This window comes from Serratia sp. C2(1) (assembly GCF_036352655.1).
GTDB classification, from domain to species: Bacteria; Pseudomonadota; Gammaproteobacteria; order Enterobacterales; family Enterobacteriaceae; genus Serratia; species Serratia inhibens.
Map to the genome: position 1 here is coordinate 256,660 of NZ_JAZFBA010000005.1, position 12,343 is coordinate 269,002.

Annotated in this window: 10 protein-coding genes; 7 read left to right on the top strand and 3 right to left on the bottom strand. The window is 58.6% G+C overall.

Features of this window, described 5'->3' with window-relative positions; translation table 11 throughout:
• Positions 1-47: 47 nt before the first annotated feature.
• The 3 genes from V2S86_RS22405 to panM are packed head-to-tail and all read right to left on the bottom strand — an operon-like array spanning position 48 to position 3,719.
• On the bottom strand, positions 48-2,126 hold the full coding sequence (locus V2S86_RS22405; protein ID WP_330764190.1) for a hypothetical protein: 2,079 nt from the start codon (positions 2,124-2,126) through the stop codon (positions 48-50).
• Positions 2,113-3,330 carry a DUF3142 domain-containing protein gene (locus V2S86_RS22410; RefSeq protein ID WP_330764191.1) on the bottom strand — a complete coding sequence of 406 codons (1,218 nt, stop codon included), beginning with the start codon at positions 3,328-3,330 and terminating at the stop codon, positions 2,113-2,115. Before V2S86_RS22410 ends, V2S86_RS22405 begins: the two co-directional genes overlap by 14 nt.
• Positions 3,327-3,719 carry an aspartate 1-decarboxylase autocleavage activator PanM gene (gene panM, locus V2S86_RS22415; protein ID WP_330764192.1) on the bottom strand — a complete coding sequence of 131 codons (393 nt, stop codon included), beginning with the start codon at positions 3,717-3,719 and terminating at the stop codon, positions 3,327-3,329. Before panM ends, V2S86_RS22410 begins: the two co-directional genes overlap by 4 nt.
• 406 nt (positions 3,720-4,125) lie before the next feature.
• Between panM and V2S86_RS22420 the strand changes: the two genes are divergently transcribed.
• The 7 genes from V2S86_RS22420 to ugpB all read left to right on the top strand — a co-directional run bounded on the left by V2S86_RS22420 (position 4,126) and on the right by ugpB (position 12,249).
• On the top strand, positions 4,126-5,241 hold the full coding sequence (locus V2S86_RS22420) for a branched-chain amino acid ABC transporter substrate-binding protein (protein ID WP_330764193.1): 1,116 nt from the start codon (positions 4,126-4,128) through the stop codon (positions 5,239-5,241).
• Between the two features lie 115 nt (positions 5,242-5,356).
• Positions 5,357-6,283 (top strand): high-affinity branched-chain amino acid ABC transporter permease LivH, encoded by a 927-nt coding sequence (livH, locus tag V2S86_RS22425; protein WP_065505711.1) that lies wholly within the window; start codon positions 5,357-5,359, stop codon positions 6,281-6,283.
• Positions 6,280-7,551 (top strand): high-affinity branched-chain amino acid ABC transporter permease LivM, encoded by a 1,272-nt coding sequence (locus V2S86_RS22430; protein ID WP_330764194.1) that lies wholly within the window; start codon positions 6,280-6,282, stop codon positions 7,549-7,551. The genes livH and V2S86_RS22430 overlap by 4 nt, the downstream gene beginning before the upstream one ends.
• Positions 7,548-8,318 carry a high-affinity branched-chain amino acid ABC transporter ATP-binding protein LivG gene (gene livG / locus V2S86_RS22435; protein WP_212556727.1) on the top strand — a complete coding sequence of 257 codons (771 nt, stop codon included), beginning with the start codon at positions 7,548-7,550 and terminating at the stop codon, positions 8,316-8,318. Before V2S86_RS22430 ends, livG begins: the two co-directional genes overlap by 4 nt.
• Positions 8,319-8,587: 269 nt before the next feature.
• The gene (gene livF / locus V2S86_RS22440) at positions 8,588-9,289 is read left to right on the top strand and encodes a high-affinity branched-chain amino acid ABC transporter ATP-binding protein LivF (protein WP_330764195.1); all 702 of its coding nucleotides are present in this window, start codon (positions 8,588-8,590) and stop codon (positions 9,287-9,289) included.
• Between the two features lie 138 nt (positions 9,290-9,427).
• Positions 9,428-10,615: an aminotransferase-like domain-containing protein gene (locus tag V2S86_RS22445; protein WP_330764196.1), complete on the top strand. Its 1,188-nt coding sequence runs from the start codon at positions 9,428-9,430 to the stop codon at positions 10,613-10,615.
• A 314-nt stretch (positions 10,616-10,929) separates the two neighbouring features.
• Positions 10,930-12,249, top strand: coding sequence for a sn-glycerol-3-phosphate ABC transporter substrate-binding protein UgpB (gene ugpB / locus V2S86_RS22450; RefSeq protein WP_330764197.1), 1,320 nt, complete (start codon positions 10,930-10,932; stop codon positions 12,247-12,249).
• Positions 12,250-12,343: the final 94 nt, after the last annotated feature.

The following is a 12,343-nucleotide window of genomic DNA, read 5'->3' on the forward strand; positions in this document are numbered from 1 at the left end:
AAACCCGTTCACTGCTGAACGGGTTTTTTTGTGCCTGAAATTCGGCGTTACTGGCCTGCCGCGGCAAAATCCGGTGCAGGGCAGTCGTAGCCAAACTTGCTGGCCCAGGGATAACGAGTGCCGGTGTTGATATAGCGCTGATACAGCGCCTGGCCGGTTTTCGCGTCGCGTTTAATAACCCAGCCGGCGGCATTACACAGCACGGCAGCATACGCCTGGCTTTTGGGAGGCAACAAATCGGCGGCCTGCTGGGCAAGATCAACCGCCTGCCAGCGATAATGCAGGAAGCGATGGTCTTGTGCCGGCAGCGCCGCTTTGGCCCGCGCCGCCTCGGCGCTGCTGATCCAACTCTTGTGTTTCAGCTCGCGGGTATCAAAGGCATCCCCCAGATACGAATAACCCGCGTCATAAATGGCGTAATCCGGCGTCATCTCGTAGCCGGTGAAGGTCAGCCCCTGCGCGCGCAGCAGCGTCGCCGCCTGATAATAGGCTTTGGCCCGCACCCGTTTGTCGGCGGTTTTGTCCTGCGCGGTTTTCAGCGTATCGGCATACCCTTGCGCCACCTGGCGGTAGTTCGGAATATCAAAGTAACCCATCGCCTCCTGGGCCCGCCCGGCGCGCATCAGCCGCCGCGCCAGCAATTCCCGCAATTGGATATCCGGCGTGATTTGCTGGCCGTTGTATTCATCGGGATTGACGGGTTTCAGCGGCGTTGCCGGTGCCGGCACATGTTTATCAACGAAGCCTTTCAGTTCGTCGATCGTCAGCACCCGCTCGGCCACATCGGCGACATCTGCCCAATAAATCTCTTTGCCGCGATACAGAAAATCCATCGCCTGCAGGTAGTCGCCGCGATCCAACGCAAGGATCGCCTGTTCCCCGGCCACCCGGCATTCGGGCACGATGGTTTCCGGCGTAAAGTCCGCATTGCGCTGCTCGCCCCAGCTTTCACTGGAAGGGAAGGCTGCAGCCGCTTTGGCATAGGCAGCGGTAGCGGCCTTAACATCCCCATCACGTAACGCCATCTTGGCGCGCAGCCACCACGCCAGCCCACTGTCACCGGCATGTTTTAGCAGGCTGGCCGCCATGGGATATTGCCCGGCGCGATAAGCCAGCGCCGCAAGCCGGTCGCTGCCGCTGAAACCACTTTTCACCGAGGCGTTCAGCAGCGTCAGAATTTGGCTGATGATCTGTTTCGAACGGGTACCGGTGGCATCGGTATCCGACATTTGCAAATTGCTGCCGCGCGCAAAGAGTTCGATGGTCACCAACTGTTGGATCAACGGATCGCTAATGGCTTGTTTCAGCACTTCAAAGTGGTCAGGATTGACCAGATAGCTGGAGACGTACTGTAACGACAGCCCACCGTTTTGATCGCCCTGCGCCGCCTGTTGGGCGTACAACTGTGCCGCCGGGGCGATGTTGCCCAGCCACAGTTGGATGCGCGCTTGCTGCCCCAGGCTGCTCAGCGCCAGTTGATCAGGATCGGTCGCGCCGGCTTTTACCCGGTCAATCACCTGCTGGAAAGCCGCCAGCGCCTGCTCTAACTGCGGCTTCGCCGGGCGTTTAACCGCTGGAGCTGCGCCGGACTCATTTTCCGGTGTGCCGTGGTCACCCATCAGAAGCCGTCCGAGTGAATACTGCGCCCGCAGTCCCCAGTCGCTCTGCTGTGCTGCGGGTAGCGCCAGGACCTGCTGGAAATACTCTGCGGCACGCGGATCGGCACCGGCAAAGGCCACGGCACCCAGTTGATAAAGGCGTGCGGCGTCCGACAACCCCTGAGAATTGACCGCATCGGCCTCCTCGACGGTCTTGGCGGCGCGCATTTTACCGATAATGATTGTCTCCGGCGAAAGCGGCATCGGTTTCGGCGGCGTTGCCGGTGGAGGCGCTTTCCACCGCGGCAGTTGGTTATCGACCGCGACCAGGCGACTGGCCTCAAAGGCGAAATTGCCTTCCGGCATATACAGCAGGGTGCCGTTACGATCGGTCAGCAAACGGTTGGGAAAATCCGGCCCGCAGGCGAAACCGTTAATGGGCATCGCCAGCGCGGAGCCGATCAGAGCGGCGAGTGGGAGATACCGGCCGTGGCGGTTGCGTACCGCGCGTGCATCAGGGTATGACAAGAGTGCCTCCTGGCGTCAATTGTTGGCAGCGCAGCCAGCCCAGCGGCCGGGATTGCCCGGCGCGCAGCTGATCGCCGCTGATAAGGACAAAGCGCTGGCGCTGAGGCCCGCTTTCCAACCGGTAGTTGCCCGCCGCGTCCGCCGCCAGACAGTCCGTGGCGGCGATGATTATTTCACGAGGCAACGGGGCATCAACCGGCCCGTTATTATGAATTATCAGATCATACAGCCCACTTTGCTGTGGCTGAGGGCTAAATTTTACCTGCCAGCTGACATTAAGCGGCTGCCGCTCGATCACTGCCCGCAGCGTATCGAGCGACCAGGCGCGGCGATCGTCCGCCAGCGGCAGCCGGAACCAGATAACGCCGCGCAGATGCGGTACCGCCTGGGTATCCAGTTGCTGCAGAAAATCGGCCACCTGTTGCGGCGCTACCGTCAGTTCGCGAGGATTGCCCGCCACGCGCAACGAGGCTTCGCTCTCGACCTGTGCGCCCTGTGCATCAACGCCCAGCAGGCCCATACCGTAGGCCGGCAGCGCCACCCTGAAAGGTTTGGACGTGATGTTTGCGTACTGTTTTACCCAGCGCAGCGCCAGCGGGGCGGCGAACAGCCCCTGCTGCGGTGAGAGCACCGCATGCACCTGCAACACCGAGCTGTCTGCCTGTTGCAACACGCCGGGCAGCGCCGGTGAGCCGATCCAGGCCGGTAACGCGGTAATGCCGAGTTGCAAGGAAGAAGGCAGTTGTCGGCGCAGTTGTTGCAAGAAATCGTGATAGTCAGGCAGGCGAGCGGTGGCGGCGTCATGATCTATTTCGATGCCGATCACCTGCAACCCTGCGGCCTGCCATTGCAAAACCTGTTTTACCAGGCGTTGACGAATAGTCGATTCATCGAGCTGCGCCAATTGCCCATCCAAACGGGCTACCAGCCACAGCGGGCGGCCATCCTGTTGCAGCAGCGGCAGATTGACCGGGATTTCGCGCCAGCCTTCGCGCGGATGCGCCTGCGAACCCAACACGCGCAGGGTGGAGAACAGGTCACGGCTTTGCGCCAGCGCAGTGGCGTGTTGCGGTGTCCAGACCCGTTGCCAGATATAAACCTGGCTGTCCCGGGGCGCTGGTAGCCGCAGCGCCTGGTGACGGCCGCCGAACCAGGCCGTCAACGCCAGCGCCAACAGCAGCAACGCCATCAGCCCGCGTTTCATTTTTGCCAGAGATCGCCTTGCTGGGTGAAACCGCAGGCGCGCATAAAGTTATCCACTTCACCGCGTTCGCGCGGTGCCAGGCCGGCGGTAGAAAGCTGCCAATGCGCTACCTGGGTCAGTTGGCGCTGCGCATCCTGCACCAGATACAGCCCGACGCCGCGGCGGCGCGTCACTTCGCGCACCAGCAAATCCTGCAGTTGAGCGTTATCGCCATCCAGCACAATTTTCACCGCACCCAGCAACCGTTCGTTAAAACGGGCGGCGAACAGGGCCTTATCGCCGTCCAGCCAGCTCTGCCACTGCTGCGGCTGCTGTTGCGGCCAGATTTTACCGAGATCGATAAGGTCTTGCGGGGACAGCGAGGTTAATCGCTCAATAGTCAGTTTCATGCAGAATTTCCGAACGGCTAATCGATGCCGACAGTGTAATAGATCTTGCACAGAGCGTTGTGTAAGTTTTTCTGTACGATTACTGCGCAAAATGTTTTTTGCAGGACGCATTTTCCGAGTAAATAGATTGTTAATGGATCGATAACCAGCATAACGCGCTGCGCCTGATGCAAAACAGCGCAGATTTAATCCGGATTTTATCCTGTTTACACCGCTTGTTTCTGATTGTTCAAGTTGATTTGCAGCAGAAAATTCCTGTTTAATGGTATGAAAAATAAAGTCTTATTAGAAAATATTGCCACGAAAACACCTAAATCATTATTACTTATGAATAAAAGCAGTAAATAAGGGTCAGGTGCAGGCAAACACAACAGGTACGTTCACAACGACAGATGGGGATTTGCGGATGAAATTAACAAAAGGTAAGGCGCTGTTGGCGGGTTGTATCGCGATGGCGATCGGCCATTCGGCAATGGCGAAAGATATCAAGGTGGCGATCGTGGGCGCCATGTCCGGCCCGGTCGCGCAGTATGGCGATATGGAGTTTACCGGTGCCCGTCAGGCGATTGCCGATATCAACGCCAAAGGCGGCATCAAGGGCGATAAACTGGTTGCCGTGGAATATGACGACGCCTGTGACCCGAAACAGGCGGTTGCGGTTGCCAACAAGGTGATTAACGACGGTATTCGCTATGTGATCGGCCACCTGTGCTCGTCCTCGACTCAACCGGCTTCCGATATTTATGAAGACGAAGGCGTGATCATGATTACCCCGGCGGCTACCAACGCCGATCTGACCACCCGTGGTTACAAGATGATCATGCGCACCACCGGGCTGGATTCCGATCAGGGCCCGACCGCGGCGAAATACATCCTCAGCGAAATCAAACCCAAGCGCATCGCCGTGGTTCACGACAAGCAGCAGTATGGTGAAGGCCTGGCGCGCTCGGTGCGCGACAGCCTGAAAAAGCAGGGTACCGACGTGGTGATGTTTGAAGGCATCACCGCCGGCGATAAAGATTTCTCCACTCTGGTGGCGCGCCTGAAGAAAGAAAACGTCGATTTCGTTTACTTCGGCGGCTACTACCCGGAAATGGGGCAGATCCTGCGCCAGGCAAAACAGGCCGGCCTGACTACCCGCTTTATGGGGCCAGAGGGCGTGGGCAACTCCTCGCTGTCCAACATTGCCGGTGCCGCCTCAGAAGGCATGCTGGTGACCCTGCCTAAACGCTACGATCAGGTACCCGCCAATAAACCTATCGTGGATGCACTGAAAGCCAAGAAGTTGGATCCGACCGGGCCGTTCGTCTGGACCACTTACGCAGCGCTTCAATCTCTGACTACCGGGATGGAGCGCAGCGGCAGCCAGGAGCCGGCCGACATCGTCAAGGATCTGAAAACCGGCAAGCCGGTGGACACCGTGATGGGGCCGCTGAGCTGGGATGATAAGGGCGATCTGAAAGGTTTCGAATTCGGCGTGTTCGAGTGGCATGCCGACGGCACATCAACACCGATTAAATAAGCCATAATAATCAGGGTAGGGCGCAGCATGCTGCGCCCGCGGGCCGCTAAGCCGGCCCGTACCCCTTTACCTGAGTTTTTTCAGGTTTGCTATAAGCGCAGCCAAGGGTTCGAGTATGTCAGAGCAGGTTCTCTATTTTCTGCAGCAGATGTTCAACGGCGTCACGTTGGGCAGCACCTATGCATTGATCGCCATCGGTTACACCATGGTCTACGGCATTATCGGCATGATCAACTTCGCCCACGGCGAGGTGTATATGATCGGCAGCTATGTCTCCTTTATTGTTATCGCCGCCCTGATGATGCTTGGCATCGACGTCGGCTGGCTACTGATTGGCGCCGCGTTTTTGGTGTCGATCGTGATCGCCAGCGCCTACGGCTGGAGCATCGAGCGGGTGGCCTACAAGCCGGTGCGCAACTCCAAGCGCCTGATAGCGCTGATTTCCGCCATCGGCATGTCGATATTCCTGCAAAACTACGTCAGCCTGACGCAGGGTTCGCGCGATCTGGCGTTGCCAAGCCTGGTCACCGGCCAGTGGGTGCTGGGCGAAAGCAATGGCTTCGCCGCTACCATCAGCACCATGCAGCTGATTATCTGGGGCGTCACCTTCCTGGCGATGCTGGCGTTGACGCTGTTTATCCGTTATTCCCGCATGGGGCGCGCCTGCCGTGCCTGTGCGGAAGATTTGAAGATGGCCAGCCTGTTGGGCATCAATACCGACCGGGTGATTTCACTGACCTTCGTGATCGGTGCAGTGATGGCGGCGGTGGCCGGCGTGCTGCTTGGCCAGTTCTACGGCGTAATCAACCCGTACATCGGCTTTATGGCCGGCATGAAAGCCTTTACTGCGGCAGTATTGGGCGGCATCGGCAGTATTCCCGGCGCAATGATCGGCGGGCTGGTGCTGGGAGTGGCAGAAGCGCTGACCTCGGCCTATCTGAGCACCGAATATAAAGACGTGGTGTCGTTCGCGTTGCTGATCGTGGTGTTGCTGATCATGCCAACCGGCATCCTTGGGCGGCCGGAGGTTGAGAAGGTATGAAACTCAATCTGCTTAACGCGCTGATAGCCTCGGTTGTGCTGTTTGTCATGGCGTCGTTCCTGATGGGGATGCAACTGAGCCTGGACGGTACCAAGCTGGTGGTCCACGGCGCGGCGGAAGTGCGCTGGATGTGGATCGGCATCGGCTGCGTCATCGTTTTCTTCTTCCAACTGTTGCGCCCGCTGATGCAGCAGGGGCTGAAAAAACTGTCCGGCCCCTCTTTTGTATTACCGAGTTTTGACGGCACCACCCCGCGCCAGAAGCTGTTGGCTGCGGCGATGATTGTCGCTGCGATCGCCTGGCCATTTCTGGTGTCGCGCGGCTCGGTGGATATCGCCACCCTGACGTTGATCTACGTGATGCTCGGCCTGGGCCTGAACGTGGTGGTAGGGCTGTCCGGCCTGCTGGTGCTGGGTTACGGCGGTTTCTACGCCATCGGCGCCTATACCTACGCGCTGCTGAATCACTATTACGGCCTTGGCTTCTGGGAAAGCCTGCCGCTGGCGGGTATCGTCACCGCCATCTTCGGTTTCCTGCTCGGTTTCCCGGTGCTGCGTTTGCGCGGGGACTACCTGGCGATTGTGACGCTGGGCTTTGGTGAGATCGTGCGGATCCTGTTGCTGAACAACACCGAGATCACCGGCGGGCCGAACGGCATCAGCCAGATCCCGAAACCGACCTTTTTCGGCCTGGAATTCAACCGCAGCGCGCGTGACGGCGGTTGGGATACTTTCCATAATTTCTTCGGCCTGCAATACGATCCGAGCGATCGCATCGTGTTCCTGTATCTGGTGGCGTTGCTGCTGGTGGTGGTGACGCTGTTTGTGATCAACCGCTTGCTGCGCATGCCATTGGGCCGTGCCTGGGAAGCGCTGCGTGAAGATGAAATCGCCTGCCGCTCGCTGGGGCTGAGCCCGACCAAAATCAAACTGACCGCTTTTACCATCAGCGCCGCCTTCGCCGGTTTTGCCGGCACGCTGTTCGCCGCGCGTCAGGGCTTCGTGAGCCCTGAGTCCTTCACCTTCGTCGAGTCGGCCTTCGTGCTGGCGATTGTGGTGTTGGGCGGCATGGGGTCGCAGTTCGCGGTGATCCTGGCGGCTATCCTGCTGGTGGTCTCGCGCGAGATGATGCGTGATCTGAACGAATACAGCATGCTGTTGCTGGGCGCGTTGATGGTGTTGATGATGATCTGGCGGCCGCAAGGGCTGCTGCCGATGAAGCGCCCGCAGTTGAAGTTGAAAACGGCCGGCAAGGGGGAACAGGCATGAGCATGCAACCTCTGCTGAAAGTAGAAGGACTGTCGATGCGTTTCGGCGGCCTGCTGGCGGTAAATAATGTGGCGCTCGAGTTGAACGAAGGCGAAATTGTTTCGCTGATCGGCCCGAACGGCGCGGGAAAAACCACGGTGTTTAACTGCCTGACCGGCTTTTACCGCCCTACCGGCGGCACCATCAAACTGCGCGATCGCCATCTGGAAGGGCTGCCTGGTCAGACGATTGCCCGCATGGGCGTGGTGCGCACTTTCCAGCATGTGCGGCTGTTCCGCGAAATGACGGTGATTGAGAACCTGCTGGTCGCCCAGCATCAGCACCTGAAAAGCGGCGTATTCGCCGGGCTGCTGAAAACCCCAGCCTTCCGCCGTGCCGAAGCCGACGCACTGGAACGTGCTTCCGTGTGGCTGCAACGCGTTGGCCTGCTTGAGATGGCTAACCGTTCGGCGGGCAATCTGGCCTACGGCCAGCAGCGGCGGCTGGAGATTGCGCGCTGCATGGTGACCCGCCCGGAACTGCTGATGCTGGACGAACCCGCCGCGGGCCTGAACCCGAAGGAAACCGACGAGCTGGACCATTTGATCGTCGAGCTGCGCAACCAGCATAAAGTGTCGGTATTGTTGATCGAGCACGACATGAAGCTGGTGATGGGCATTTCCGATCGTATCTACGTGGTGAATCAGGGCACGCCGCTGGCGCAGGGCACCCCGGCAGAAATTCGTAACAACCCGGACGTCATCCGGGCCTATCTGGGTGAGGCTTAAGACTGTGTCCCATCATTGTTCGTGGCATCGTCGCAGACCCAAAAGTCCGCTATCAAGGCGGAAGATGAAGAACATAGCGGGATTATGTTCGAATCTGACAACGCAGAGAGCGGGTTTTTTGGGCGCGACCCGCAGGGCTGGGGCTATTTCGCCGCGCCGCTGTGTTACTCACCGTTTATTTGGCCCACCAAACCTCACGGCTCGCGCCTTGCTGCGCAGCGAAATAACCACCAGCGATGCTCACGCACAATGATGGGGCACAGTCTTTAATGTTGTCATTTAATCAGGTTTCCGCCCATTACGGCAAAATCCAGGCGCTGCATCAGGTCAGCCTCAACATCAGGCAGGGTGAGATAGTCACCCTGATCGGTGCCAACGGTGCCGGTAAAACCACGCTGCTCGGCACGCTGTGCGGTGAGCCGCGCGCCACCGAAGGCAGCGTTACCTTCCTCGATCAGGACATTACCCAGTGGCAGACCTCGCGCATTATGCGTGAGGCAGTGGCGATAGTGCCGGAAGGGCGCCGGGTATTTTCGCGCATGACGGTGGAAGAGAATCTGGCGATGGGCGGCTTTTTTGCCGATCGTCACCAGTATCAGCAGCGTATCGAGCGGGTGTTCAGCCTGTTCCCGCGCCTGCTGGAACGCCGCAACCAGCGCTCCGGCACCATGTCCGGCGGTGAACAGCAGATGCTGGCGATCGGCCGCGCGCTGATGAGCCAGCCGAAGCTATTGTTGCTCGACGAGCCCTCTCTGGGGCTGGCGCCGATCATCATCCAGCAGATTTTCGACATCATTCAGCAACTGCGCGAAGAGGGCATGACCATCTTCCTGGTGGAGCAAAATGCCAATCAGGCGCTGAAATTGGCGGATCGCGGTTATGTACTGGAAAACGGGCGCGTGGTGTTGGAAGATACGGGAGCCGCATTGTTAGCAAACGAAGCAGTAAGGTCGGCGTATCTGGGCGGCTAAATACCCGTCGTCTTTCAGGCTACAGCATTGTTGGCTGCACTCACTTTCCTGTGGGGGGCGAATATAGAGTCGCCCCAAGTAGCCTGGTCGCCGTGTACCGCGCCCCTACAAAATGTATAACGATTACGAGAATAAGAAATGAAGACAGAAGGGTTACTCGCACAGCGCATCGTCAACGTAAAAAGCTCGGCAATCCGTGAATTGCTCAAGCACAGTAAGATGGAAAACGTCATTTCGCTGGCGGGCGGCATCCCCTCTGATGCCCTGTTTGATTTCGAAGGGCTGAGCATTGCCACCCACCAGGCGATCACCGAACAACCAAAAAGCGCCTTCCAGTACGGCCTGACCGAAGGCAGCCCGTTGCTGCGTGAACGCATTTGCGAGCTGTGCGCCCAGCGTGGCGTGTCCGCCACGGCCGAAGAGGTGATGGTGACCGCCGGTTCCCAGCAGGCGCTGGATCTGGTGATGCGCGCTATCGTCAACCCAGGCGACGTGTTTGTGGTGGAGCGCCCGACCTATCTGGCGGCGTTGCAGACGCTGGAATTGGCGGAAGCCAATATCATGTCGGTGTCATCCGACAGCGACGGCATGGTGGTTGAAGAGCTTGCCGAGCTGCTGAAAACTCAGCGTATCAAGGGCGTGTACGTGGTGCCGAACTTTGGCAACCCAAGCGGCCTCACGCTGAGCGCACCGCGCCGCGAACTGCTGGTGAAACTGGCGGCCGAGCACAACTTCCTGATTATCGAAGATGATCCGTACGGCGAGCTGCGCTTTACCGAAGAGCGCAATGCCACGCTGCATCAGGTTTCGCAGCGGGTGCTGGGCCATACCGATAACATTATCTACACCTCGACCTTCTCCAAGATCCTGGCGCCGGGCTTGCGCCTGGGCTGGGCTATTTTGCCTGAGTTCCTGCTGCATAAAGTGGCGATCATCAAACAGGCGGCGGATCTGCACGCCAGCGCGCTGTCGCAGAGCATCGTCGAATGCTACCTGGGTCTGGATCGTCTGCCGGGGCAGATCGAAAAGATCCGTGCCGCCTACAAGCAAAAGGGCGAGATCCTGGCCGAGCTGGTGGAGAAAGAGTTGGGTGAACACATCACCTTCGATATGCCGAAGGGCGGCATGTTCCTGTGGGCGCGTTTCCGTCAGCCGTTCAACGCCACCGAATGGCTGAAAACCACCCTGCAGCAGGGGGTGGTGTTCGTGCCGGGGGAATATTTCTTCTCCGATAACCCGGATCGTTCAACCTTCCGCCTGTCGTTCGCCACCGCCACTGAGCAACAGATGCAGGAAGCGGTCGCCCGCCTGCGTCGTTCACTGTAATCCCCGCTGCGGCGGGGTACTTTCCCCCGCCGCCGACATCAAACCGCAATCTGCACTTCACTCTCCCGTCATATGGCTGTCATCTAACGGTTATTTTTCTGTCATCCGAGCATGGCATGTTAGCTTCCGAACAAAAAACTGATTCTTTTCGCTCACGCGCTTATTGCCCCAATAGATTTCACGTTGCAGCAAGGCGGCGACCGCCAGAATCCCGGGAGCTTACATGGGTAAGTGACTGGGGTGATGAAGGGAAACCAACGCAGCTGCGGCTTGAAAGATACAGGGGATACACCAGCTTTTTTCAGGAGTTAGGCATGCTCACCTACGCTATTCGCAAAAGTACGCTGTGCGTCGCGTTGACCCTGGCGGTCAGCACTCAGGCACTGGCGGCGACCGAGATCCCGTTCTGGCATTCGATGGAAGGTGAACTGGGGAAAGAAGTGGACTCCCTGGCGGACCGCTTTAACCAGTCGCACAGCGACGTCAAAATCGTTCCGGCTTATAAAGGCAACTACGAACAGAGCCTGGCGGCGGGCATTGCGGCTTACCGCTCCGGCAAGGCACCGGCGATTTTGCAAGTTTACGAAGTGGGCACCGCCACCATGATGGCGAGCAAAGCGATCAAACCGGTGTATCAGGTGTTTAAAGACGCCGGCATCAACTTTGACGAATCGGTGTTCGTGCCGACGGTGGCCGGTTACTATACCGACAACAAGAGCGGCCATCTGCTGTCCCAGCCGTTCAACAGCTCCACCCCGGTGCTGTATTACAACAAAGATGCCTTCAAAAAAGCCGGCCTGAACCCGGATCAGCCGCCAAAAACCTGGCAAGAGCTGGCGGCGGACACCGCCAAACTGCGTGAGGCCGGCATGAAGTGCGGCTACGCCAGCGGCTGGCAGGGCTGGATCCAACTCGAGAACTTCAGCGCCTGGCACGGCGTGCCTTTCGCTACCGAAAACAACGGTTTCGGCGGTGCGAATGCCAAGCTGGAGTTCAACAAAGCGTTGCAGGTCAAGCATATCCAACTGCTGGCGGACATGAACAAGAAGGGTGATTTCACCTATTTCGGTCGTAAGGACGAATCGACCGAGAAGTTCTACAGCGGCGACTGCGCCATCACTACCGCCTCTTCCGGTTCGCTGGCGGATATCAAACACTATGCCAAATTCAACTATGGCGTAGGCATGATGCCTTACGATGCCGACGCCAAGAATGCGCCGCAGAACGCCATCATCGGCGGTGCCAGCTTGTGGGTGATGAACGGCAAAGATGCCGCCACCTACAAGGGTGTGGCCGAGTTCCTGCAGTATTTGGCGCAACCGGAAATTGCCGCCGAATGGCATCAGAAAACCGGTTACCTGCCCATTACCACCGCCGCGTACGATCTGACCAAGCAACAGGGCTTCTATGACAAGAACCCGGGCGCCGATGTTGCGACGCGTCAAATGCTGAACAAGCCGCCGTTGCCGTTCACCAAGGGCCTGCGTCTGGGCAATATGCCGCAGATCCGCAGCGTGGTGGACGAAGAGCTGGAAGGCGTGTGGACCGGCAAGAAAACGCCACAGCAGGCGCTGGACGCTGCCGTACAACGCGGTGATGTGTTGCTGCGTCGCTTCGAGTCCCAGACCAAGTAATAACGGTTACTGCGCTTCGTCAGTCTGGGATGGGGCAGTGTTCGCTCTCCTCATGGACTTTGTGTCCGTTCCGGGGGCCGTGCGCTGTCCGCAC